Annotated in this window: 21 protein-coding genes; 17 read left to right on the top strand and 4 right to left on the bottom strand. The window is 66.2% G+C overall.

Annotated features, from left to right (window positions below):
* Positions 1–19 precede the first annotated feature (19 nt).
* Genes V7672_RS02725 through tviB form a run of 8 tightly spaced genes read left to right on the top strand, consistent with a single transcriptional unit; the run spans position 20 to position 9,423 of the window.
* Positions 20–1,171 carry a glycosyltransferase gene (locus tag V7672_RS02725; protein WP_335623131.1) on the top strand — a complete coding sequence of 384 codons (1,152 nt, stop codon included), beginning with the start codon at positions 20–22 and terminating at the stop codon, positions 1,169–1,171.
* On the top strand, positions 1,168–2,685 hold the full coding sequence (locus tag V7672_RS02720; RefSeq protein WP_335623130.1) for an oligosaccharide flippase family protein: 1,518 nt from the start codon (positions 1,168–1,170) through the stop codon (positions 2,683–2,685). The genes V7672_RS02725 and V7672_RS02720 overlap by 4 nt, the downstream gene beginning before the upstream one ends.
* Complete coding sequence (locus V7672_RS02715) at positions 2,682–3,899, top strand: glycosyltransferase (protein ID WP_335623129.1); 1,218 nt, start codon at positions 2,682–2,684, stop codon at positions 3,897–3,899. Before V7672_RS02720 ends, V7672_RS02715 begins: the two co-directional genes overlap by 4 nt.
* Positions 3,896–4,840 carry an NAD-dependent epimerase/dehydratase family protein gene (locus tag V7672_RS02710; protein WP_335623128.1) on the top strand — a complete coding sequence of 315 codons (945 nt, stop codon included), beginning with the start codon at positions 3,896–3,898 and terminating at the stop codon, positions 4,838–4,840. Before V7672_RS02715 ends, V7672_RS02710 begins: the two co-directional genes overlap by 4 nt.
* Before the next feature lie 14 nt (positions 4,841–4,854).
* Positions 4,855–5,889 carry a polysaccharide biosynthesis protein gene (locus V7672_RS02705; protein WP_335623127.1) on the top strand — a complete coding sequence of 345 codons (1,035 nt, stop codon included), beginning with the start codon at positions 4,855–4,857 and terminating at the stop codon, positions 5,887–5,889.
* A gap of 1 nt (position 5,890) precedes the next feature.
* A complete protein-coding gene (wbjC, locus tag V7672_RS02700; RefSeq protein ID WP_335623126.1) occupies positions 5,891–6,997 on the top strand; it encodes a UDP-2-acetamido-2,6-beta-L-arabino-hexul-4-ose reductase in 1,107 nt (368 codons plus the stop codon).
* Entirely contained in the window at positions 6,994–8,121 is a 1,128-nt protein-coding gene (wecB, locus tag V7672_RS02695) for a non-hydrolyzing UDP-N-acetylglucosamine 2-epimerase (RefSeq protein WP_335623125.1), read from the top strand. Before wbjC ends, wecB begins: the two co-directional genes overlap by 4 nt.
* 24 nt (positions 8,122–8,145) lie before the next feature.
* On the top strand, positions 8,146–9,423 hold the full coding sequence (gene tviB / locus V7672_RS02690) for a Vi polysaccharide biosynthesis UDP-N-acetylglucosamine C-6 dehydrogenase TviB (RefSeq protein ID WP_335623124.1): 1,278 nt from the start codon (positions 8,146–8,148) through the stop codon (positions 9,421–9,423).
* A 36-nt stretch (positions 9,424–9,459) separates the two neighbouring features.
* Here tviB and V7672_RS02685 read toward each other — a convergent pair whose 3' ends face one another.
* On the bottom strand, positions 9,460–10,281 hold the full coding sequence (locus V7672_RS02685) for a 2OG-Fe(II) oxygenase (protein WP_335623123.1): 822 nt from the start codon (positions 10,279–10,281) through the stop codon (positions 9,460–9,462).
* 224 nt (positions 10,282–10,505) lie between these two features.
* On the opposite strand from V7672_RS02685, the gene V7672_RS02680 reads away from it, so the two are divergent.
* The 9 genes from V7672_RS02680 to V7672_RS02640 all read left to right on the top strand — a co-directional run bounded on the left by V7672_RS02680 (position 10,506) and on the right by V7672_RS02640 (position 18,970).
* Positions 10,506–11,303, top strand: a complete 798-nt coding sequence (locus V7672_RS02680) for a TylF/MycF/NovP-related O-methyltransferase (protein WP_335623122.1) — start codon at positions 10,506–10,508, stop codon at positions 11,301–11,303.
* A gap of 83 nt (positions 11,304–11,386) precedes the next feature.
* Positions 11,387–12,526, top strand: a complete 1,140-nt coding sequence (locus tag V7672_RS02675; RefSeq protein ID WP_335623121.1) for a glycosyltransferase family 4 protein — start codon at positions 11,387–11,389, stop codon at positions 12,524–12,526.
* A 109-nt stretch (positions 12,527–12,635) separates the two neighbouring features.
* The gene (locus tag V7672_RS02670; RefSeq protein WP_335623120.1) at positions 12,636–13,634 is read left to right on the top strand and encodes an NAD-dependent epimerase/dehydratase family protein; all 999 of its coding nucleotides are present in this window, start codon (positions 12,636–12,638) and stop codon (positions 13,632–13,634) included.
* Between the two features lie 115 nt (positions 13,635–13,749).
* The gene (locus V7672_RS02665) at positions 13,750–14,523 is read left to right on the top strand and encodes a TauD/TfdA family dioxygenase (RefSeq protein ID WP_335623119.1); all 774 of its coding nucleotides are present in this window, start codon (positions 13,750–13,752) and stop codon (positions 14,521–14,523) included.
* A gap of 1 nt (position 14,524) precedes the next feature.
* Positions 14,525–15,361, top strand: coding sequence for an aldo/keto reductase (locus V7672_RS02660; protein WP_335623118.1), 837 nt, complete (start codon positions 14,525–14,527; stop codon positions 15,359–15,361).
* A complete protein-coding gene (locus V7672_RS02655; protein ID WP_335623117.1) occupies positions 15,354–15,953 on the top strand; it encodes a sugar transferase in 600 nt (199 codons plus the stop codon). The genes V7672_RS02660 and V7672_RS02655 overlap by 8 nt, the downstream gene beginning before the upstream one ends.
* Positions 15,950–16,585 (top strand): acetyltransferase, encoded by a 636-nt coding sequence (locus tag V7672_RS02650; RefSeq protein ID WP_335623116.1) that lies wholly within the window; start codon positions 15,950–15,952, stop codon positions 16,583–16,585. The genes V7672_RS02655 and V7672_RS02650 overlap by 4 nt, the downstream gene beginning before the upstream one ends.
* Complete coding sequence (locus tag V7672_RS02645) at positions 16,578–17,759, top strand: DegT/DnrJ/EryC1/StrS family aminotransferase (RefSeq protein ID WP_335623115.1); 1,182 nt, start codon at positions 16,578–16,580, stop codon at positions 17,757–17,759. Before V7672_RS02650 ends, V7672_RS02645 begins: the two co-directional genes overlap by 8 nt.
* Positions 17,760–17,860: 101 nt before the next feature.
* Positions 17,861–18,970, top strand: a complete 1,110-nt coding sequence (locus V7672_RS02640) for an acyltransferase family protein (RefSeq protein ID WP_335623114.1) — start codon at positions 17,861–17,863, stop codon at positions 18,968–18,970.
* On the opposite strand, the gene V7672_RS02635 is transcribed toward V7672_RS02640, so the two are convergent.
* The 3 genes from V7672_RS02635 to acs are packed head-to-tail and all read right to left on the bottom strand — an operon-like array spanning position 18,956 to position 22,282.
* Positions 18,956–19,348, bottom strand: a complete 393-nt coding sequence (locus tag V7672_RS02635) for a VanZ family protein (protein ID WP_335623113.1) — start codon at positions 19,346–19,348, stop codon at positions 18,956–18,958. The two genes, V7672_RS02640 and V7672_RS02635, sit on opposite strands and share 15 nt — an antisense overlap.
* Positions 19,341–20,351, bottom strand: a complete 1,011-nt coding sequence (locus tag V7672_RS02630) for a mannose-1-phosphate guanylyltransferase (protein WP_335623112.1) — start codon at positions 20,349–20,351, stop codon at positions 19,341–19,343. The genes V7672_RS02635 and V7672_RS02630 overlap by 8 nt, the downstream gene beginning before the upstream one ends.
* Positions 20,348–22,282 (bottom strand): acetate--CoA ligase, encoded by a 1,935-nt coding sequence (gene acs, locus V7672_RS02625; protein ID WP_335623111.1) that lies wholly within the window; start codon positions 22,280–22,282, stop codon positions 20,348–20,350. The genes V7672_RS02630 and acs overlap by 4 nt, the downstream gene beginning before the upstream one ends.
* Between the last annotated feature and the right edge of the window lie 112 nt (positions 22,283–22,394).

The following is a 22,394-nucleotide window of genomic DNA, read 5'->3' as shown; positions in this document are numbered from 1 at the left end:
GGCGGGCGGTCGCAGGGTCTTGTTCCACTACCCGGTCCTGAACATGGGCGGGGCCGAGATGTCGTCGCTGCGCCTGATGAAGGCGCTGGCGGACCGCGACTGGGACGTGACGCTGGTGGTGACCACGGGCGGGGGCAATCTTGAGCCGCGGCTCGACCCCCGGATCCGCCTGATCCCGCTCCGGCCGACGGGGCGGGGGCATCGGTTCTCGGCGGCGTCGGGGATTGCGGCCCGCCTGAAGGCGCTGCCGGACCTTCTGGCCTACGGTGTGCAGCGCCTGATCGGCGAGGTGCGGGCCCTCGGCTTCCTGACCCGTCGCTATGATGCGGCCGCCACCCTGTTGCATGGCACATCGACCGCCTTTGTCCGTCGCCGCGTGCGCGCGGGCCGCCGTCTGCACTTCATTCGCAACGACCTCCGCCTTGCGGATCCGACCGGTGCCACGACCCGGGCCATAGGCAAGGCTGAGCCGGAGATCGACGCCTATGTCTGTGTGTCGCAAGTGGCGCGGGCCTCGCTGGTCAAGGCCGTGCCCGCCACAGCGCGCAAGGCCCATGTGATCCACAACATCCTCGATCCTGACACCATGCGCCGGCGGATGACCGAGGGGGTCGCGCCATTCGCGACTGACCCGAGCGATGCAATCCGCCTGCTGACGGTCTGCCGGCTGTCGGAAACGTCGAAGGCGCTGGTGCGGTTGACCCGTGTCGCGCGCAAACTGGTCGACCGGGGGCATGGGTTCCGCTGGTATGTGGTCGGTGAGGGGCCGGATCGCGGCCTGTTCGAGGCTGCCATCCGCGAGCGGGATCTCGAGGACACCGTCATCCTGACCGGTCGACTGGACAATCCCTTTCCGGCCTATGCAGCGGCTGACGTCGTCGTGCTGGCCTCGTATTTCGAGGGCCTGTGCGGCATGGTCAATGAGGGCAAGGTGGCGGGACGTCCGGTCGTCGCGGTGCGCGTCTCCGGCATTGACGAGCAATTGGTCGACGGCAGAAACGGCCTGATCGTCGACAATGACGAGGATGCGCTGGTCGAAGGGCTCGACCGCGTTCTGTCCGACCCGGCCTTGCGGACGCAGCTGACTAACGACTGGCTGCCCCCGGCCCTGCTCGACGACACGGCCAAGCTGGACCAGCTTGAGGCGCTGCTTCTCGGAGACGGCGCATGACCCAGCGCCTGAACGCGGCCATGCTGTCCTACACCCAGGTGGCTGTGCGGATCGCCACCACCCTTCTGTACACGCCCATACTGGTTGGGTCGCTGGGGCAGGAAGGCTATGGCCTGTTCAGCATCGTCGGCGCCCTGGCGGCCTATTTCTATATGATCGACTTCGGGATGAACGACGGCGTGATGCGCTTCTTCGTCCGGCACGAGAACACCCCGAACGAGCGCCGCAGCTTCCTGAAACAAATGCTGGGCTTCTATGCGGGGCTGGGCGTGCTGGTGGTGGGGGCGACCTTTGCCATCCATGGTCTGGCCCCCCTGCTGTTCGGGGCCAGTCTGACCGCACCCCAGGTGGCCTTGCTGCAGGACATGATCCTTGCGGTCGGCGCCGGGGCGGCGGTGATGGTGGCGTTCAACCCGCTGGGCGCACTGCTGTCGGCCATGGAGCGGTTCGTCTTTCTGCGGTCGCTCGAGATCTTCACGGCCCTGGCCTCGACCCTGCTGACGGTCGTCCTTCTGTGGCAGGGTTTCGGTGCCCTGATGGTGGTCATGGTGATGTCCGGAGCCCTGGTGTTCCAGGTGATCGCCCGGCTGCTGTACATCGTCCTCTATCTGAAGATCCCGGTCGGCTGGGCCTGGCCCGGCTGGTCGCGGCTCAAGCCCGTCGCCCTCTATGCGGCCCCGATCTTCGTCTCGATCCTGGTCGAGCAGATCTACTGGAAGCTGGACAATCTGATCATCGGCGCCGTGCTGGGCGCGGCCCCGGTGGCCCTCTATGCGATCGGCACCACCTTCAACAAACACCTGATGAGCTTCGGCACGGCCATCTCGCGGATCATGGCCCCCGAGATCATCCGCCAGGCGGACTCGGATGCCGATGCCCCGGCCCTGAACCGGCTTCTGATCCGCATCTCGCGGCTGCAGGCCCTGTTCCTGCTTTTGGTGATTTCCGGGCTGGCCCTGTTCGGGGCGCGTTTCATCGACCTGTGGCTGGGGCCGGACTATGGCTTGGCCTATACCATCCTGCTGGTCGTGCTGATCCCCTACACGCTGGAGCTGATCGGCAATGCGCGGAACATCCTTTTGCAGGTCAGGAACCTGTACTGGCACCGCTCGCTGATGATCCTGGCCATCGCCTGTCTGAACATCCCGCTGACCATCGTGCTGCTCAATCTGTGGGGCGTGGTGGGAGCGGCGGTCAGCACCGGCATTGGCCTGTTGCTCGGCTATACCGCCGTGGCGATCCTGCTGCAGCTCAAGCTGGGGCTGGACATGGGCCACTATTTCCGTGAGCTGGCCCGGGGGCTGGTGCTGGTGCTGGCGCTCTGCGTGCCCGTGGGGCTGGCGCTGAATCACTGGATGATCGGCGGCTGGACGGGCCTGTTCCTGTGCATCGCCCTCTATACGCCGCTCTATGCCGGCCTGATGTTGGTGCTTGGCATGAACCCCTATGAGCGCGGTCTGGTCCGGCGTGTGCTGACCAAGCTGGTGCCCGGTCTTGCGGCGAGGTGGACATGACCGCAGCAAAGGCCTTCGACCCCGCCCGGCCGTTCGTCGTCTATGTCGGCCCCTTCGCCTTTCCTGAGGGCGGCGCGGCGGCGCGGCGGATTCTCGGCAATGCGCAAAGCCTGGTCGCGGCCGGCTATCAGGTGCTGGTCCTGTCGGGGCAGCAGGCCCCGGACGATGCCGTGCATGCGCTGGGCGACGGCATCTTTCTGGCCTCGACGTCGGAGCGCGACGCCGAGCACCTGCCCAACTTTCTGCGCCTGACCCGCTATGTGACCATGGGCGCGAAAAGCCGCGACTGGCTGGCGCGACTGGACGCCCGGCCCGCCGCCGTGATCCTGTATAGCGGCTACACCCCCTACATCCTGCAGCTGCGTGGCTGGTGCCGCCGGGCGGGCGTGCCGCTGATCTTCGATGCGGTCGAATGGTATACGGCGGCGTCGCCGCTGGGCTTCGCCACCTCGCCCTATCTCTGGCAGACCGAACTGGCCATGCGGGTCCTGATCCGCCGCCTGGACGGGGTGATCGCCATCAGCCGCTGGCTTGAGGATCACTACACCCGGGCCGCCCTGCCTGTCGTTCGGGTGCCCCCGACGCTGGACGTCAAGGCGACGGCTGTGGGGCGGGGCGGCGAGGGCGACCGCCTGACGCTGGTCTATGCCGGAACGCCGGGCCGCAAGGATCTGTTGGCCGCGCTGCTGCGGGCGGTGGCGACCGTCGACCCGAACGGCGAGCGCCTGCGCCTCGACATCTATGGTCCGTCTTCTGACGATTTGAAGGGCTATGGCCTTGCGGCCGTTCCGCCTTCGGTCACGGCCCATGGTCCGGTGCCGCAGGCGACCGCCATGGCGAGCGTGGCCCGCGCCGATTTCTCCGTGCTGCTGCGTCGTCCGGACAAGGTCGCCACGGCGGGCTTTCCGACCAAATTCGTCGAGAGCCTGGCGGTCGGTACGCCAGTGATCGCCACCCTGACCAGCGATCTGGCCGATCATCTGGTCGATGGCGAAAACGGCCTGATCTGCCGCGATGCCTCGCCCGAGACCGTGGCCCGGGTGCTGGAACGCGCCCTCGCGCTGTCGGGTCGCGAGAAATCGGCCCTGCGAAAGGCCGCCCGTCACACGGCTGAGACGGGATTCGACTATCGGCGGCACACTGACGGGTTGAGGCGTCTGGTCGAGGCTGTGACCTGTGCTAAGGACGCCCGCACGAAGAGGACAGGGATATGAAGGCACTCGTCACCGGGGGCGCAGGCTTCATCGGATCGAACATCTGCGCGGCCCTGTTGCGGGACGGGGATCAGGTGCGCGTGGTCGATGACCTCAGCTCGGGCTACCGCAGCAATCTGAAGGCGCTGGACGGTGTCGAACTGATCGAGGGCGACGTCCGCGACGCCGATCTGATGATGCGCGCGGCCGAAGGGTGCGAGGTGGTCTTCCACCTGGCCGCCTCGGTCGGCAACAAGCGGTCGATCGACAATCCGGTCGAGGATGCCGAGATCAATGCGTTGGGCACCGTGCGGGTGCTGGAAGCGGCCCGCGCAGCAGGCGCTCGCAAGGTCGTGGTGTCGTCCTCCGCCGGCATCTATGGCGAGCTCAAGACCCTGCCGATCGCCGAGGATCATCCGCTCGAGCCGCTGACCCCCTACGGTGTGTCCAAGCTGTTCTCGGAAAAGCAGGCGCTGGCCTATGCCCATGTCTACGGGATGGAGGCGATCTGCCTGCGCTACTTCAATGTCTATGGCCCGAACCAGCGGTTCGACGCGTATGGCAATGTCATTCCGATCTTTGCCTTCAACGCCCTGGGCGGCCGCCCCATCCACATCTTTGGCGACGGTCACCAGACGCGCGACTTCGTCAATGTCGCCGATGTGGTCCAGGCCAATCTGGCGGCGGCGAGGAATGTCGGCACCTCGGGCGCCTTCAACATCGCCAGCGGCACCCAGATCGAGATCGGTGACCTGGCCCGGCGCGTGGTCGCCTATGTCCCCGGCGAGGTCGCCATCGAACACGTCGGTACCCGCGCGGGCGATGTGGCCCACAGTCTGGCCGACATCTCGGCGGCGAAGACGGCTTTTGGCTACGCCCCGACCGTCGGCATCGAGGACGGGCTGGACACCTATATGGCCTGGGCCACCGGCGAGGCCGCCGCGCCCGCCACGCAGAACTGAGGAGAGCTGACCCCGTGCTTGATGACGTTTGCCTGATGATCACCGGCGGCACCGGCTCCTTCGGGAATGCCGTGCTGCGTCGCTTCCTCGAGACCAATGTGCGCGAGATCCGCATCTTCAGTCGCGACGAGAAGAAGCAGGACGACATGCGCAAGCTGTACGGCCAGGAGAAGCTGAAGTTCTTCCTGGGCGATGTGCGCGACAAGGACAGCCTGCGCACCGCCATGGTCGGCGTCGACTATGTGTTCCACGCGGCCGCCCTGAAGCAGGTCCCGTCGTGTGAGTTCTTCCCGATGGAAGCGGTCAAGACCAATGTCATCGGCACGGCCAATGTGATTGATGCCGCGGCCGAGGCCGGGGTGCGTCGCATGATCGGTCTGTCGACGGACAAGGCCTGCCATCCGGTCAATGCCATGGGCATCTCCAAGGCCATGATGGAAAAGGTGCTGGTCGCCCGCTCGCGCACGCTGGACCCCGACAAGATGACGCTGTGCGCCACCCGCTACGGCAATGTCATGGCCTCGCGCGGCTCGGTCATTCCGCTGTTCGTGCGCCAGATCGCGGCCGGCCAGCCGATCACTGTCACCGATCCCGAGATGACCCGCTTCATGATGACGCTGGATCACGCGGTCGACCTGGTGCTGTTCGGCTATGAGAAGGGCCAGAACGGCGACATCCTGGTGCAGAAGGCCCCGGCGGCGACGCTGACGGTGCTGGCCCGGGCGCTTACCGAACTGCTGGGCAAGCCGGACCACCCGATCCACGTCATGGGCACCCGCCACGGCGAGAAGAAGCACGAGACCCTGCTGTCGCGTGAGGAAATGGTCCACGCCGAGGAGATCGGCGAATACTACCGCGTCTCGGCCGACATGCGTGATCTGAACTACGGCGCCTATGTCGAGGAGGGCGAGGCCAGCCTGTCGAACGCCGAGGACTATACCTCCGAGAACACCAACCGGCTGGACGTCGAGGGTATGAAAGAGCTGCTGCTGCAGCTGGACTTCATGCGCACCGTGCTGGACGGCGGGCCGATCGAGGCGGGTGTCTGACATGAAGGTCGTGGTCACCGGCGCCAATGGCTTCATCGGGCGCAACCTGCGCCTGCGCCTGTCCGAGGTCGAGGGCATGGAAACGGTCGCGGTCACGCGCGAGACGACGCCCGATCAGCTGGGCGCGGCTCTGGCCGAAGCCGATGCCGTGATCCATCTGGCCGGCGTCAACCGACCGCAGGACCCGGCCGAGTTCGCCAGCGGCAATGCCGATCAGACCGCGGCCCTGGTAGAGGCCCTGGGCGACCGGGCGCTGCCGGTCATCTATTCCTCCTCGACCCAGGCCGAAGCCGACAATCCCTATGGCGCGTCCAAGCGGGCGGCCGAGGATCATCTTCGGGCCTATGCGACGGCGACCGGGGCACCGTTGGCCATCTACCGGCTGCCGAACGTCTTCGGGAAATGGGCGCGGCCCAACTACAACTCGGCCATTGCCACCTTCTGCCACAACATCGCCCGCGATCTTCCGATCACGGTCAATGATCCGTCGGCGCCGCTGACGCTGGTCTATGTGGATGATGTGATCGAGGCCTTCCTCGGCTGGCTGAAGGCGCCCGGGGCCGTCGACGGTTTCGCCGAGGTGCCGGTGGTCTATCGCACCACGGTGGGCGAGGTCGCCGACCAGATCCGCGCCTTCCGGTCGATCCGCGAGACGCATACGGCCGGGCCGGTCGGCGTCGGCCTGACCCGGGCGCTCTATGCCACCTATGTCAGTGCCCTGCCGGTCGAGGACTTCGCCTATCCGCTGGTCCAGCACGGCGACCCGCGCGGCGTGTTCGTCGAAATGCTCAAGACCGAGCAGTCGGGGCAGTTCTCATACTTCACGGCCCACCCCGGCATCACCCGCGGCGGCCACTATCACCACACCAAGACCGAGAAATTCCTGGTGCTGAAGGGCCATGCCCGGTTCCGCTTCCGGCATATGGAAACCGGCGAGACCTATGCCGTCGAGACCGAGGGCGGTCAGCCCATGGTGGTCGAGACCATCCCCGGCTGGGCCCATGACATCACCAATGTCGGCGACGAGGAAATGATCGTCATGCTGTGGGCCAATGAGATCTTCGACCGTGCCCGCCCCGACACCATCGCCAACGGACTGACCGGATGAAAAAGCTAAAAGTCGTCACCATCGTCGGGACCCGGCCCGAGCTGATCCGCCTGTCGCGGGTCATGGCGGCGCTGGACCGTCACTGTGACCATGTGATCGTCCACACGGGCCAGAACTATGATTACGAGCTGAACGGGATCTTCCTGGAGCAGCTGGGCATCCGCAAGCCGGATCACTTCCTCGAAGCGGCGGGTGCCACGGCGGCCGAGACAATCGGCAATGTCATCGCCGCCTCCAGCCGCGTGCTGGCCGAGGTCAAGCCCGACGCCATGCTGGTGCTGGGCGATACCAACAGCTGCCTGGCGGTGATCGCGGCCAAGCGGCTGAAGATCCCGACCTTCCATATGGAGGCTGGCAACCGCTGTTTCGACATGCGCGTGCCCGAGGAAATCAACCGCCGCATCGTCGACCATGTGTCGGACATCAACCTGACCTACAGCGAGATCGCCCGTGAATATCTGCTGGCCGAGGGGCTGGATCCGCAGCGCGTGATCCGCACCGGCAGCCCGATGCACGAGGTGCTCAGCCACTATCGCCCCGGCATCGACGCCGCCGATCCGCTGCCGACGCTGGGGCTTACGGCGCATGACTATTTCCTGGTCAGCGCCCACCGCGAGGAGAACATCGAGTCCGATGTCCAGTTCAACGGCCTGATCGAGATCCTGAACGGTCTGGCCGAGCGCTTCGACAAGCCGGTGGTGCTGTCGACCCACCCGCGCACCCGCAACAAGATCGCGGCCTCGGGCGCCAAGCTGGACGAGCGCGTTATGCAGATGAAGCCGTTCGGCTTCCTCGACTATGTGCACCTCCAGATGAAGGCCCGCGCGGTCCTGTCGGACAGCGGCACCATCACCGAGGAGTCCTCGATCCTCAACTTCCCCGCCCTCAATATCCGCGAGACGCACGAGCGGCCCGAGGGCATGGAGGAGGGGGCCGTCATGATGGTCGGCATGAACCCCGAGCGCGTCTTCCAGGGGCTGGCCATTCTTGAAAGCCAGCCGCGCGACGACCAGCGCCTTTTGCATGTCGTGCGCGACTATGACGTCGACAATGTCTCGGAAAAGGTCGTCCGCATCATCGTCAGCTATACCGACTTCGTGAACCGCGTCGTCTGGCGCAAATAGTCTCCCCTCCGGCCCGGACGTCCCATGATCACGCTCGACACCACACGCATCGCCATCATCGGCCTGGGCTATGTCGGCCTGCCGCTGGCGGTGGAATTCGGCAAGCGCTTCCCGGTGGTCGGCTTTGACATCAATGCCGCCCGCATCGACGAGCTGAAGTCCGGGCGCGACAGCACCCTGGAGGTCGAGCCCGAGGAACTGGGCCAGGCCACCCACCTGACCTATGCGTCGGACGCCGCCGCCATGGCGGACTGCAACGTCTATATCGTCACGGTGCCGACCCCGATCACCGAGAGCAAACAGCCCGACATCACCCTGCTGAAAAAGGCATCCGAGACCATCGGCCGGGTGCTGAAGCGCGGCGACATCGTCATTTATGAATCGACCGTCTATCCGGGTGCGACCGAGGACGACTGCGTGCCCGTACTGGAGGCCACCTCGGGCCTGACGTTCAACACCGACTTCTTTGCCGGCTACAGCCCCGAGCGGATCAATCCGGGCGACAAGCAGCACCGCCTGCCCGACATCATGAAGGTGACCTCGGGCTCGACGGCCGAGGTCGCGGACTATGTCGACCGCCTGTACTCCAGCATCATCACCGCCGGCACGCACAAGGCGTCCAGCATCCGCGTGGCCGAGGCCGCCAAGGTGATCGAGAACACCCAGCGCGACCTGAACGTCGCCCTGATCAATGAGCTGGCCATCATCTTCAACCGCATGGGCATCGACACCGAGGCGGTGCTGAAGGCGGCGGGCACCAAGTGGAATTTCCTGAACTTCCGACCCGGTCTGGTCGGCGGCCACTGCATCGGCGTCGACCCCTATTACCTGACGCACAAGGCCGAGGCGGTGGGCCACCACCCCCAGATCATCCTGTCGGGGCGCCGGGTCAATGACGGCATGGGCCAGTATGTGGCCGACCAGATGGTCAAGGCGCTGATCCATCGCCAGATCCACGCCAAGGGCGCGCGGGTGCTGATCCTGGGCCTGACGTTCAAGGAAAACTGCCCCGACATGCGCAACACGCGCGTCGTCGATGTGCGCAAGGCCCTGCTGGACTGGGGGCTTGAGGTCGACGTCTTCGATCCCTGGGTCAGCCCGGACGAGGTCCGCCACGAATACGGGTTCGACGTCATCGGCGCGCCGCAACCCGGCACCTATGACGGCATCATCCTGGCCGTCGCCCACCACGACTTCCGCAAACAGGGCGCCGCCGCCTTCCGCAAGCTCGGCAAGCCCGACCACGTCCTCTACGACCTGAAGTATCTGTTCACCGCCGAAGAGACGGACGCGCGGCTGTAGGAGAGAGGCGGTCCTCGCCTGTCGTCTTCTGGACGGTCAGGTGACGGTCTTCTTCAGGGCCTGAAGCCTGCGCCAGTTCTTGATCCGATGCTTGAGGCCCTCGCCGCTTTCGATCACCAGCGGCTGGCCCTCGACAAACTTCCCATCCTTCGGGACCAGATACTTCGTCGAGAGGTTCCGCCCCTTGACCGAACCGTCCTTCGGTCGACCTGCCGTATAGTAGTACATGGCCAGCGAGTTGCGGGTCACACCCTCGGGCGCGGCCAGCGGCTCGGGGTGGCCGTGCAGGCTGTTGTCGTCGGTATTGAAGATACACAGGCGGTTGGCCACCGGGGCAATCTTCCGCTGAAGCTTTGATCCGTCGGCGTTCCACAAGCCCAGATGACCGCCCCACTCGTCCTTCCAGCCGGGATTCAGATACAGCAACACGTTCAGCCGTCGGTCGAGGCGGATGTCCGGCAGATAGGTGTAATCGGCGTGAACGTGCAGGAAGCCTGACTTGCGGGTCTGGTGGATGCCGCCGCAGTGCATATAGGGATCGCCCAGCAGGGCATTGATGCCGGTGAGCCGGGTCAGCCATTCCAGCACGACCCGCCCGTTCATCTCCTGCACCAGATTGTGTAGTACGTCGGGGTAGTTCTCGGCCGCCATCTTGTGCGCCGCAGACTTGCCGAGGTTTCCGGTCTTGTCGCGAGGGGCATAGGTGTCGGGGTCGGGCAAAGCCGCCAGCACCTGGGCCAGCACATCAGCGGGCAGGAAATCGTCAATGCACGTGTTCGGGAACGGGGCATTGGTCCGATAGGTCAGGGCCTCGCCCGTCAGCTTCGAATCCAGATAATCTCGTGTGAGCCGAAACATGACATTCCCCTTTCAACAGGCGGCGTAGCTATAAATGACAAGCCTGCGGCGGGAAAGCCGACAATTCGACGTCATCTCAAAAGCCTCGGGTCCGTCAGCGAAGAAATTCGACCGTTCACCTCACCGCCACAAAAAAGTATCCGTATCAGCGTTCTCAAACGCCGTGTGAGTCGCTAATCATTGACCAGTCAGTCTTGGCCGGTTTTTGATCGCAAGGTTTCTCCATGAATCTCTTCCAGCGTTCGTTTCATCTGTCCCAGTTCATTTTCCCGAACGGGGGGGCGTGTCTCGAATTCGGGGTGTTCCGCGGAGGAACCTATGCCTACCAAGCCGAGCACATTCTCCGCCGGTATCCGGCCAGTACGCTGATTGGTTTCGATTCCTGGGAGGGGCTCCCCCCCGAGACGGAGGGGGTCTGGACGGCAGACCGGCACGCAGTCGGGAAGTACGCAGCGCCAAAGGCCGAGGTTAAATCCCGGCTCGATGCCTTGGGAATCAAAGAGGGTGATCCCCGTTTCCGGCTGGTGGATGGCTTCTATTCGGACAGCCTGACCCCCGAGGTTGCGGCCTCATGCGGTCCGCTCGCGTACGTCAACATCGACGTCGACATCCATAGTTCGACGGTTGAAGTCTTGGAATTTATCGGTCCGATCCTGCGTCCGGGCGTCATTCTCTATTGGGATGACTGGAAGGATCCTCGCGACCAGGCTGACGGAGCCTGGGGAGAGCACTACGCGTGGGAGCAATGGTTGCCCAAACAGGCGGGTCTCGAAGTCGAGACGATCGAGGTCAATCCGCTGGAACAGCGATCCATGCTGGTGACGGCGGCGTACGGCAAGACCCTGGCAAGTGAAAACCTGCCGACCGTTACCCAGATCCGCTATCAGGCCCAGGCCCTCGTCGAAGATCCGGTGAAAGCCCTGAAGCCCCGTAGCGACAACGACGGCATGACCGCCCTCAAACGCCAAATTCGGACCCTGCCCGTGGTGGGTGCCGTGGTGAAGAAGCTCCGCGATCGCTAGCCAGATTTACAAGGGTCAGGATCGGTCCGGCCGTCAGGACTTAATGCAGGAAACTTCGCGCGAACTGACGTAAGAGCCGTGCGATGGCCGCACCTGTATCCGCCCCCCTTCACGTCCTGCTTCTGGCGTCGCATGCGCCGTCCCTGACCAATTTCCGGGGCCCGTTGATTGCCGAGATGGTGCGGCGGGGCTGGCGGGTGACGGCGGCGGCGCCGGACTTTGATGCTACGACCCGCGCCGCGGTGGTCGCGCTGGGCGCACAGCCGGTCGAGGTGCCGATGGCGGCGACCGGCATGAACCCGCTGGCCGACCTGGCCTATCGCCGCAGCCTGATCGCCCTGTTCCGGCGCGAGCAACCCGATGTGCTGCTGGCCTATACGATCAAGCCGGTCATCTGGGGGCTGCTGGCCGCGCGGGCGGCAAGGGTCGGGCGGTCTGTCGCCCTGATCACCGGCCTGGGCTATGCCTTTACCGACGGCACCAGCGGCGGGCTGAAGCGGCTGGTCGCGGGCGTCATGGCCTCCAGCCTCTATCGTCTGGCGCTGGGGCGTGCCGACCGGGTGCTGTTCCAGAACCCCGATGATCGCGACCTGTTTCTGGGGCGGGGCCTGCTGCGGGACCGTGGCCAGGTCGGTGTGGTCGATGGCTCGGGCGTGGACCTGGATCACTACACGCCTGCGCCCCTGCCCGAGGCGCCCGTCTTCCTGATGGTCAGTCGCCTGCTGTACGCCAAGGGGGTCCGCGAGTACGCCCGGGCCGCAGCGGCGCTCAAGGCCCGCCATCCGCAGGCGCGCTTCCAGCTGGCCGGATGGCGCGATGACGGCCCCGATACCGTCAGCGAGGCCGAGCTTCAGGGCTTTATCGACGGGGGTGTCGAGTTTCTGGGCCGACTGGACGATGTGCGACCCGCACTGGCGGCCGCCCGGATCTATGTGCTGCCGTCGTACCGCGAGGGCACGCCCCGCTCGGTGCTGGAGGCCATGGCTCTGGGGCGTCCGGTCATCACCACCGATGCGCCCGGCTGTCGTGAGACGGTGGTCGAGGGGGTGAACGGCCTGAAGGTTCCGCCGCAGGACGCCGATGCGCTCGAGGCCGCCATGGAACAGCTGATCCTGAATCCTGAGCAGGCTGCGGCCATGGGCGAGGCGTCGCTGGAGCGGGTCCGCGCCCGCTATGACGTGCACCGCGTCAACGCCCAGATCCTGTCCGCCGTATCGCCCTGATATGCGACCGGCATTTCCGGCATCAGCACTGGCCCCGGGCGGGGGCCTTTGGTAAGCACAGGCCGACGTTCGCCCACCCGACCGGGTCCGGGCCGAAGAGGACGACTTCATGCGATTTCTGATCACGGGCACTGCCGGCTTTATCGGCTTCCATCTGGCGCGCCGCCTGCTCGAGGATGGCCATCAGGTCGTGGGCGTCGACAACTTCTCGGACTACTACGACATCACCCTGAAGGACGGTCGCAATGCCATCCTCGAAGGCTATGAGGGCTTCCGCGTCGAGCGCGTCGCGCTGGAGGATGCCGAGGCTCTGAACGCGGCCTGGGAGAAGGCCAAGCCCGAGGTTGTGGTGCACCTGGCCGCCCAGGCGGGCGTCCGCTACAGCATCGACCACCCCGAGGTCTATGTGGCCTCGAACCTGGTCGGCACCTTCAATGTGCTGGAGTGCGCGCGCCGCCATCCGGTCAAGCACCTGCTGGCCGCCTCGACCAGTTCGGCCTATGGCGCCAACACCGAAATGCCCTTCCGCGAGACGGACAAGGCGGTTCACCCCATGACCCTCTACGCCGCGACCAAGAGCGCGACCGAGCTGATGGGCCACTCGTATGCGCACCTGTTCGGCACGCCGACGACCTTCTTCCGCTTCTTCACCGTCTATGGCCCCTGGGGCCGCCCCGACATGGCGCTGTTCAAATTCGCCAAGCTGATGCTGGAAGGCAAGCCGATCGAGGTTTACGGCGAGGGCCAGATGTCGCGCGACTTCACCTTCGTCGAGGATCTGGTCGAGGCGATCGTACGGCTGGTCGATGTGGTGCCGGGCACCGCCCCGCCGGTCGAGGGTGACACCCTGTCCCACGCGGCCCCGTTCCGGCTGGTCAACATCGGCGGCGGCAAGCCCAGCCCGCTGATGGACTATATCGCCGAGCTGGAAAAGGCGCTGGGCAAACAGGCCGACAAGCAGTTCCTGCCCATGCAGGACGGCGATGTGCCCAATACGACGGCCGCCCCGGACCTGCTGGAGCGCCTGACCGGCTACAAGCCCGAAACCCCGATCAGCGTCGGCGTGCCCGCCTTCGTGGGCTGGTTCCGTCAGCGCTACAATCTGTGACAAGGCTTGAGGGCTCCGCCGGTCCGGGTCGCCTGCGGCGATCTGGAAGTCAGCGGGGCAAGTGCGTATAAGTCTGGCGGGAATATCCGCCTTTTGAATACAGTCGGGAACGTCGATGCTCAAATCCATCACCCTGCCCGAGACGGCCACAGCCGATGACTGCGCCCGTGCCGTGCTGGAGGCCTGGCCGGACAATCTGGTGGTGCACCTGGCCGGACTGAAGCCGGAGCAGGACCTGCGCGAATTCTACGGCGCCATGTTCGACAAGATCGGCCATGCCGAGCCGCTGGCCGAGGATGCCACGGTCGGCGACCGCAACAGCCAGCGCACCGGCGAGGTCTGGATGCAGGTCCGCTATGACCCGTCCATCCCCGACGCCTACCGTCACTCGGCCAACCCCCAGCCCCTGCATACGGACGGATCCTACATTCCGGGCTTTCCCAATGCGGGCTTCCTGGCCTGCAAGGCCATGCCCAAGTCCGGCGGCGCGACCACCTTCATCGCCGGTAAGGATGTGGTGGCGGCGCTGCAGAGCGAGGCCCCCGACCTTTATGAGCGGCTGCTGGCGGTCGACATTCCGCACGCCCGCTCCGGGGACCGCCGCGTCGCGCCCTTCCTCCGTTTCGAGGACGATCAGCCGGTCCTGAACTGGAACTACTACTGCGTGGACATGGAGGCCGATGCCGAGGTACTGGGCCTGCGTCAGACGCTGTTCGACTTCCTCGACAGCAGCCCGATGGTCGCCGAGCGCCTGCAGCGCGTGAAGCTGTCGCCGGGCGAGGCCGTCCTGTGGAAGGATGATCGGCTGCTGCACGGACGGGACGGCTTCGATCCCGAGATCGTCTCCGACCGATTCCTGTGGAAGGCCCAGGTCCAGGTCGAGGCCTGATGTGAACGCTGCCCAGCGCCGCGCTTCGGTCGCCGGCATTTCCCTGTCTCCACTGACCTTCGGCAGCATGCGCGTGGACCGCGTGGGCGATGCCGATGCGGTCGCCCGACTGATCGCGCAGGCACTCGACCTCGGGGTCACGACCTTCCACGTGTCCAGCGAATATGCGACCTGGCCGCTGTTCCAGGACGCCTGGCGCAAGGTGCGGCCGGACCCGGCCACGACCCGCATCATCGCCAAGCTCGGCGTGCCCCATTTCGGCGAGGCCCGCTTTGACCCGCAGGCCTTTGCCGACAAGATCGACCTGTACCGCGAGGCCCTGAATGTGGACCGCATCGACCTCGTCCAGTGGCTGCTGCGCCACGACCTGAAGGACGAGCCGGCCCGGCTGGCGATCTTTGATAATCAGTCTACGGACATCGCGGACTGTGTCGCCGGTTTGAAGGCCTCGGGGACGATCGGGGGCATGGTCAGCTTCCCCTATACGCGGGGCATTGCCGAACGGGCGCTGGACCATGCCGCCTGCGACGGACTGGCCCTTTATTGCAATCCGCTCGAGCTCGAGATGGCCGACCTGTTCGATCCGGCGGCCGAGCGGGACAAGGCGGTGATCGCCATCCGTCCCTTCGCCGCCGGTCGGCTGTTCAGCGAGACGACCTTCACCGCCCGCGACGCCCTGGCCGTTTCGCTGGCGCATCCGGCCGTGGCGACGGTCGTGGCCTCGGTGTCATCATCGGCGCGGCTCAAGGAGATCGCCGACCTTGCCATGAGCATCCAGCCGGATGCGGCGCGATGGCCGGGCCTGATCGCGGCCGCACAGGGAGCTCCGGATGTATAGGCGCTGGGGCAAGCGGCCGATCGACATCCTCGGCGCCGGTCTTACGCTGGTCGTTCTGTCGCCGGTGCTGCTGGTCAGCGCCCTTGTCGTGGCGACGCGGCTGGGCCGTCCGGTCCTGTTCAAGCAGAAGCGCGCGGGCCTGGGTTCGCGGGCGTTCAACGTCCTGAAGTTCCGCAGCATGACCGATGCCAGGGATCCGGACGGCACGCTGCGCCCCGATTCCGAACGGCTGACCCCGCTGGGGGTCTTCCTGCGGGAGTCCAGCATCGATGAACTGCCCAGCCTGCTGAATGTGCTGAAGGGCGAGATGAGCCTGATCGGGCCTCGACCCTTCATCTACGACTACGTCGACCTCTACACGCCCGAACAGGCGCGCCGCCACGATGTGCGTCCCGGCATCACCGGCTGGGCCCAGGTCAACGGCCGCAACGCCCTGAGCTGGGAAGAGAAGTTCCGGCTGGATGTCTGGTATGTCGACAACGTCAGCCTGTGGCTGGACATCAAGATCGTGTTCCTGACCCTGAAAAAGCTGATCATTCGCGACGGGATTTCGGCGCCCGGCTCGGCCACCATGGAGCGGTTTCGCGGATGAGCGGGCGGCTGGCCATCCTCGGGGCGGGCGGGCACGGACGGGTCGTCGCCGATTGCGCCGAACGGCTGGGCTGGTCTGAGATCGCCTTCTTCGACGACAATCCGGACGCCGAAAAGCCCGCCCCGTGGGAACTGGCGGGCACGGGGGCCGACCTGCTGGCCTCGGTCACGGACTTCGAGGCCTTCATCGTCGGCATCGGTATCAACCGCATCCGGCTGGAGCGACAGCAGGCCTTGCTGGCCGCAGGCGGGCGCGTCGCGACCCTGATCCATCCAGCCGCGACCGTCAGCCGCCATGCCGTGATCGGCGAGGGCTCGGTGGTCTTTGCGGGTGCCGTGGTCAACGTCGGGGCCGTGGTCGGCCAGGCCTGTATCCTCAACACCGGCTGCGGCATTGATCACGACGATCACCTCGCCGATGGCGTCCATGTGTCGCCGGGCGCGCACCTGGGCGGCGGGGTATCGGTCGGCGAGGCCAGCTGGATCGGCCTCGGCGCCTCGGTCCGTGAGGGCATCTCGATCGGCCGGGACGTCCGGATCGGCGCGGGTGCTGTGGTGGTCAGACATGTGGCCGACGGCCTGACGGTGGTCGGCAATCCTGCCCGGGACATGAAGCGGAGCCCCGATGCTTAACACCCCTTTTTCGCCCTGGCCGAGCTTCAGCCCCGAGGAGGTCCAGGCCGTCGCCGACGTCGTGGCCTCGAACCGCGTCAACTACTGGACCGGTGACCGCTGCCGCACCTTTGAAAAACGGTTCGCCGAATGGGCGGGCACCAAGCACGCGATCGCGCTGGCCAATGGCACGGTCGCGCTGGATGTGGCGCTGAAGGCACTGGGCATCGGCCCGGGCGATGAGGTCATCACCACGCCGCGCACCTTCCTGGCCTCCGCCTCCTGCATCGTCACGGCGGGGGCCATCCCGGTCTTTGCCGACGTCGACCCCGACAGCCAGAACATCACCGCCGACACCATCCGTGCCGTGATGACCGAGCGGACCAAGGCCGTCATCTGCGTCCATCTGGGCGGCATGCCGTGCGACATGGATCCGATCATGGCGCTGGCCGAAAAACATGACCTGAAGATCATCGAGGACTGCGCCCAGGCCCACGGGGCCCGCGATCGGGGCCGCAGCATCGGCTCGATCGGCCACATCGGGGCCTGGTCCTTCTGCCAGGACAAGATCATGACCACCGGCGGCGAGGGCGGCATGGTGACCACGGACGATCCCGCCCTGTGGGACTTCATGTGGTCGTACAAGGACCACGGAAAGAGCTGGGAGGGCGTCTATGAGCGCTCGCACCCGCCCGGCCCGCGACTGGTCCACGACACCTTCGGCACCAATTGGCGCATGATCGAGATGCAGGCCGTCATCGGCCTGATCCAGCTGGAGCGGATGGCCGGCTGGACCGCGCGCCGGACGGAAATCGCCCTCAAGCTGGCCGAGGCCTGCGCGCCATATCCGGTGGTGCGGGTGCCCCTGCCGCCGGAACACATCACCCACGCCTGGTACCGCTTTTATGCCTTTGTGCGGCCGGACCAGCTGGCTGAGGGCTGGACGCGCGACCGCATCATCGAAGAGATCAATGCGCGGGGCGTGCCCTGCTTCCACGGCTCGGCATCCGAGGTCTATCTGGAGGCCGCGTTCGACGGCACCGGCTGGCGCCCGCCGCAGCGCCTGCCGGTCGCGCGCCAATTGGGCGAGACCAGTATCGCCTTCCTGACCCACCCGACCCTGACCGATGCGGAAATCGATCTGACGCGAGCCGCGATCGCCGAGGTGCTCGGCGAGGCCTGCGCGCGTAACTGACGGTCATTGCGAGCGGCGGCGCATTCGCGCTAGCAGAGACGCGAAGGGCTCGCGCTGCAGTCATGCCGCGACCGGGGAGGGGATTAATGGACGGTCGGCCGATGCGATTTACCGTGCTCGACTCCTGGCGTGGCCTGTGCGCGCTGTGGGTTGCCGTCTACCATTTCCGCGTCATCAGCCATTTTGGTGATACCGAGCTGGTCAGGCACGGCCATCTGGCTGTGGAGTTCTTCTTCGTCCTCAGTGGCTTCGTGATCACCTGTGCCTATGGCGACCGGCTGTTGACCACGGCGGATCGGGTCAAGTTTATGATCCGGCGGTTCGGCCGCCTGTATCCGCTGCACCTCGTGACACTGCTGGCGGTGGTCGCCATGGAATGCGCCCGCTGGGCGATCTCGATGAAGGTCGGTCGCGAAGTGGGCGGCGCCCTGTTCGAGGGAGCCACCGACCCGGCCACCCTGATCCCGAACCTGCTCCTGATTCACGGCTGGGGCTTCTGGCCCGACTTTACCTGGAACGTGCCCAGCTGGAGCATCAGCGTCGAGTTCCTGCTGTGCGGCCTGTTCGTGCTGGTCTTCGCCCTGCCGCGCCGGCTGATGGCCGTGGCCCTGTTCACGGCGATCGGGGCCGCCGCCTTCCTCTACACGCGCTACGGAATCGCCGAGCAGTCCGAGAGCACCACGGCCGTAGCGCGCGGGGTCTATGCCTTCTTCCTCGGCGGGCTTGTCTATTATGCCTATCGCTGGTGGAAGGGCCGCGAGCGCGGCGTCCATCCCTGGCTCGAATGGCTGGTGATTCCGGTGTTCCTCGTGGTGTCCAGCGTGGACGGAACGCTTCTGCCCCCGCTGCTGTTCGCGGCGATGATCTTCATCTTCGCCTTCGAGGGCGGTGTGGTGTCCCGCGCGCTCAAACAGCCCTCGCTCGTGCGGCTGGGCGAGATTTCGTATTCCATCTATCTGGTTCACTATCTGGTCGTGCTTGCGGCGTTCGGCGCGGCGGCCGTGCTGGGCCGCATTACCGACCTGGGCGCCCCCTGGATCGACGCCTCGGGTCGTCTGTACGGAGACCTGCTGACCGTCGTCTATCTGGCGGTCGTGATCGGACTGTCTGCCGTGACCTATGCCCTCGTCGAGTCACCGGGCCGCAACTGGTTCAATGGTCTGGCCAACCGCCCCACGCGCAGACGGCCAGAGGCGTCAGCGGGCGACTGAGCCGTCGCGTCCGGCGGCGTCGCGACGCAGAAGCCGATCCACACCCATGGGGATCAGAACGGCGGCGATACCGGCCATATCTGCAATCCAGTCCTTCCAGTCGGGCTCGCGGCCGACAAAGCCCTGTACGATCTCGATGCCGCCGCCAGCCAGAACAAGCGCCGCAGCCAGCGCCCATCGCGGCACGCGCGGCAGGGCCAAGGCGTAAAGCAGGGTCAGGACATAAAAGCTGAGGAAGTGCCCGGCCTTGTCCCAGGGGATCAGGCCCGGACCGGCGCCCGACGGCGCGAACGCCAGCCACAGCGTCGCGACGGTCGCAAAGCCAGCGGCCAGTCGCGCGAACCAGAGCAGGGATCGTCCGTAGGCGAACTCACTCACGCGTCAGCAGCCGTTTGACATCCTGGGCTCGCGAGAGGTCACACACCAGAACCGCATCGCGCTCCACGATCACGGCAAGGCCGGTCACCCCCAGCGTCGCCACCGTCACCCCGTCCGGCGCCCGGATCAGGCACCCCGCGCTGTCGAGGCTGAGGTGGGCAGTGCCCTCATCCTCGCTGACGGTCGCCACCGCATCCCAGGCGCCCAGATCGGACCAGGCGAGCGTAAGGGGCAGGACGGAGGCCCGGTCGGTCTTCTCCATCACCGCATAGTCGAATGACAGGCGGGGCGCATCGCGAAAGCCTTCGCCCAACAGCCCGCCGTCAGCCGGCACCGCCCCGGCGACCGCCTGCCAGATGTCCGGCGCATGGCGCTCCAGGTCCTCGTGCAGGGTCCGGGCCGTGGCGATGAAGGCGCCGCTGTTCCACAGGCAGCCCTCAAGGATCAACTGGGCCGCCCGGTGCGGATCGGGCTTTTCGATAAAGGCCTGAACCGGAGCCAGCCCGGCGTGCTCGGGCCGGATATATCCGTAGGCGGATGAGGGCTGGGTCGGGGCCACGCCCAGCGTCACGATCCGTCCGCTGGACCCGGCCGCGTCCGCCGCCGTGACCAGCGCGTGGCGATAGCCGCCCTCGTCCGGGATGTGGTGGTCCGACGCCAGGATCATCACGCGTCCGTCGGGATCACGGGCTTCGACCCAGGCCGCCGCGGCCGCCACCGCCGCCGCCGAATCCCGGCCCTCGGGTTCGAGCAGGACGGTGGCCTCGGCCCCCAGCGCCGCCAGTTGCTCCGCGATCAGATCGGCGTGGGCCTCGGCTCCCACGACCAGCAGCCGTCCGCCGTCCGCGACGAGGGGCAGCACCCGCCCCACCGCCAGCTGGAACAGCGACAGCGGCCCGGTCAGATCGAGGAAGGGCTTGGGCCGATCCGGCCGCGACGCCGGCCACAGCCGCGTCCCCGCACCACCGCACAGGATGACGGGATAAAGCTGACCTTCGCTCAAGCGGGCCGCCCCTTGACCAGATCGTCGACCACGCCGGGATCCGCCAGGGTCGAGGTATCGCCCAGCGACCCGAGCTCGTTCTCGGCGATCTTTCGCAGGATGCGCCGCATGATCTTGCCCGAGCGCGTCTTGGGCAGGCCGGGGGCCCAGTGAATCACATCCGGCGCGGCGATCGGCCCGATTTCAGCCCGCACATGTTTGACCAGTTCGGCCCTGAGATCCTCATGCGCCTCAACGCCCGCATTCAGGGTCACATAGGCATAGATGCCCTGACCCTTGATGTCGTGGGGATAGCCGACGACGGCGGCCTCGGCGACCGACGGGTGTAGCACCAGGGCGCTCTCGACCTCGGCCGTGCCCATCCGGTGGCCCGAGACATTGATGACATCATCGACCCGGCCGGTGATCCAGTAATAGCCGTCCGCATCCCGCCGGCATCCGTCCCCGGTGAAATAGCGCCCCGGATAGGTCGAGAAATAGGTGTCGAAGAACCGCTGGTCGTCGCCGTACAGGGTGCGCATCTGGCCCGGCCAGCTGTCGGTGATGCACAGATTGCCCTCGGTCGCGCCGGTCAGTTCGTGGCCCTCGGTATCCACCACCTGCAACTGGATGCCGGGCAGGGGCAGGGTGGCCGAGCCGGGCTTCAGGTCGGTCGCTCCCGGCAGCGGCGTGATCAGATGGCCGCCGGTTTCGGTCTGCCACCAGGTGTCGACGATCGGGCAGCGCCCCTCGCCCACCACCTCATGGTACCAGCGCCAGGCCTCGGGATTGATCGGCTCCCCCACCGTGCCGAGCAGTCTGAGCGAGGCCCGCGACGTGGCCTTCACGGGTCCGTCGCCCTCGCGCATCAGGGCGCGCAGAGCGGTCGGCGCCGTATAGAAGATCTCGACCCGGTGTTTGTCCACCACCTGCCAGAAGCGGCTGTGGTCCGGATAGTTGGGCACGCCTTCGAACATCAGCGTGGTCGCCGCATTGGCGAGGGGGCCATAGACCAGATAGCTGTGACCGGTGACCCAGCCGACATCGGCCGTGCACCAGAACACCTGACCGGGGCGATAGTCGAACGTCACTTCATGCGTCCAGGCGGCCCAGACCAGATAGCCGCCCGTGGTGTGCAGCACGCCCTTGGGCTTGCCGGTCGAGCCCGAGGTATAGAGGATGAACAGCGGGTCTTCGGCCCCCATGGGCTCGGCCGGACAGGCCGCCTCGACCGAGGCAGCCTCGGGGCCATAGTCTATATCGCGGCCCTCGACCCAGGCCACATCCGCGCCGGTGCGGCGCACAACCAGCACGTTCCGTACGCTGACCTTCTCCAGCGCCGCATCGACATTGGCCTTCAGCGGAATCGTCTTGCCGCCGCGCAGGCCTTCATCGGCGGTGATGACAAAGTCCGAGCCGCAGTCCTCGATCCGGCCCGCCAGGCTGTCGGGCGAAAAGCCGCCGAACACCACCGAATGGACCGCGCCGATCCGCGCGCAGGCCAGCATGGCATAGGCGGCCTCGGGGATCATCGGCATGTACAGGGTTACCCGGTCGCCGCGCTTGACCCCGTGCTTCTTCAGGACATTGGCCATCCGGCACACTGCCGCGTGCAGCTCGCCATAGGTGATGGCCGCGCTCTCGGCCGGATCGTCGCCTTCCCAGATGATGGCGACATCGTCGCGCCGCTCGGGCAGATGCCGGTCGATGCAGTTGACCGAGACGTTCAGAATTCCGTCCTCGAACCAGCGGATGCGGAAATCGGCCGCATCGAAGCTGACGTCCTTTATCCGGGTCGGAAAGGCCGTCCACTCCAGCCGCTCGGCCACCCCGCGCCAGAACCCCTCCGGATCGGTCTCGGCCGCCTTGCACGCATTGTCATAGCGCGCCCGGTTCACATGGGCCGTGCGGGCCCACTCCTCGGGGACGGGATAGATCGCCGGTTCGTTCATGCCTCACCTCTTGTTGAGGCGGCATCCAACAGCATGCGGCCGCGACTGGCCAGACGTAGAGGTCACTTTGACTCCCTTAAAAGACGAAGCTTTTCCAATCGGTCTTCCCGTT

It is taken from the genome of Brevundimonas sp. (genome assembly GCF_036963785.1).
Taxonomy (GTDB): Bacteria; Pseudomonadota; Alphaproteobacteria; order Caulobacterales; family Caulobacteraceae; genus Brevundimonas.
Note: the sequence above shows the minus strand (reverse complement) of the source record. Positions and strands in the feature narration are given on the sequence as shown.

What these genes read in the sequence shown, in the direction of transcription:
- V7672_RS02720 (WP_335623130.1), top strand. Translation starts at nt 1,168, where the DNA reads ATGACCCAGCGCCTGAACGCGGCCATGCTGTCCTACACCCAGGTGGCT.
- V7672_RS02715 (WP_335623129.1), top strand. Translation starts at nt 2,682, where the DNA reads ATGACCGCAGCAAAGGCCTTCGACCCCGCCCGGCCGTTCGTCGTCTAT.
- V7672_RS02710 (WP_335623128.1), top strand. Translation starts at nt 3,896, where the DNA reads ATGAAGGCACTCGTCACCGGGGGCGCAGGCTTCATCGGATCGAACATC.
- wbjC (WP_335623126.1), top strand. Translation starts at nt 5,891, where the DNA reads ATGAAGGTCGTGGTCACCGGCGCCAATGGCTTCATCGGGCGCAACCTG.
- wecB (WP_335623125.1), top strand. Translation starts at nt 6,994, where the DNA reads ATGAAAAAGCTAAAAGTCGTCACCATCGTCGGGACCCGGCCCGAGCTG.
- tviB (WP_335623124.1), top strand. Translation starts at nt 8,146, where the DNA reads ATGATCACGCTCGACACCACACGCATCGCCATCATCGGCCTGGGCTAT.
- V7672_RS02685 (WP_335623123.1), bottom strand. Translation starts at nt 10,281, where the DNA reads ATGTTTCGGCTCACACGAGATTATCTGGATTCGAAGCTGACGGGCGAG.
- V7672_RS02680 (WP_335623122.1), top strand. Translation starts at nt 10,506, where the DNA reads ATGAATCTCTTCCAGCGTTCGTTTCATCTGTCCCAGTTCATTTTCCCG.
- V7672_RS02675 (WP_335623121.1), top strand. Translation starts at nt 11,387, where the DNA reads ATGGCCGCACCTGTATCCGCCCCCCTTCACGTCCTGCTTCTGGCGTCG.
- V7672_RS02670 (WP_335623120.1), top strand. Translation starts at nt 12,636, where the DNA reads ATGCGATTTCTGATCACGGGCACTGCCGGCTTTATCGGCTTCCATCTG.
- V7672_RS02665 (WP_335623119.1), top strand. Translation starts at nt 13,750, where the DNA reads ATGCTCAAATCCATCACCCTGCCCGAGACGGCCACAGCCGATGACTGC.
- V7672_RS02655 (WP_335623117.1), top strand. Translation starts at nt 15,354, where the DNA reads ATGTATAGGCGCTGGGGCAAGCGGCCGATCGACATCCTCGGCGCCGGT.
- V7672_RS02650 (WP_335623116.1), top strand. Translation starts at nt 15,950, where the DNA reads ATGAGCGGGCGGCTGGCCATCCTCGGGGCGGGCGGGCACGGACGGGTC.
- V7672_RS02645 (WP_335623115.1), top strand. Translation starts at nt 16,578, where the DNA reads ATGCTTAACACCCCTTTTTCGCCCTGGCCGAGCTTCAGCCCCGAGGAG.
- V7672_RS02640 (WP_335623114.1), top strand. Translation starts at nt 17,861, where the DNA reads ATGCGATTTACCGTGCTCGACTCCTGGCGTGGCCTGTGCGCGCTGTGG.
- acs (WP_335623111.1), bottom strand. Translation starts at nt 22,282, where the DNA reads ATGAACGAACCGGCGATCTATCCCGTCCCCGAGGAGTGGGCCCGCACG.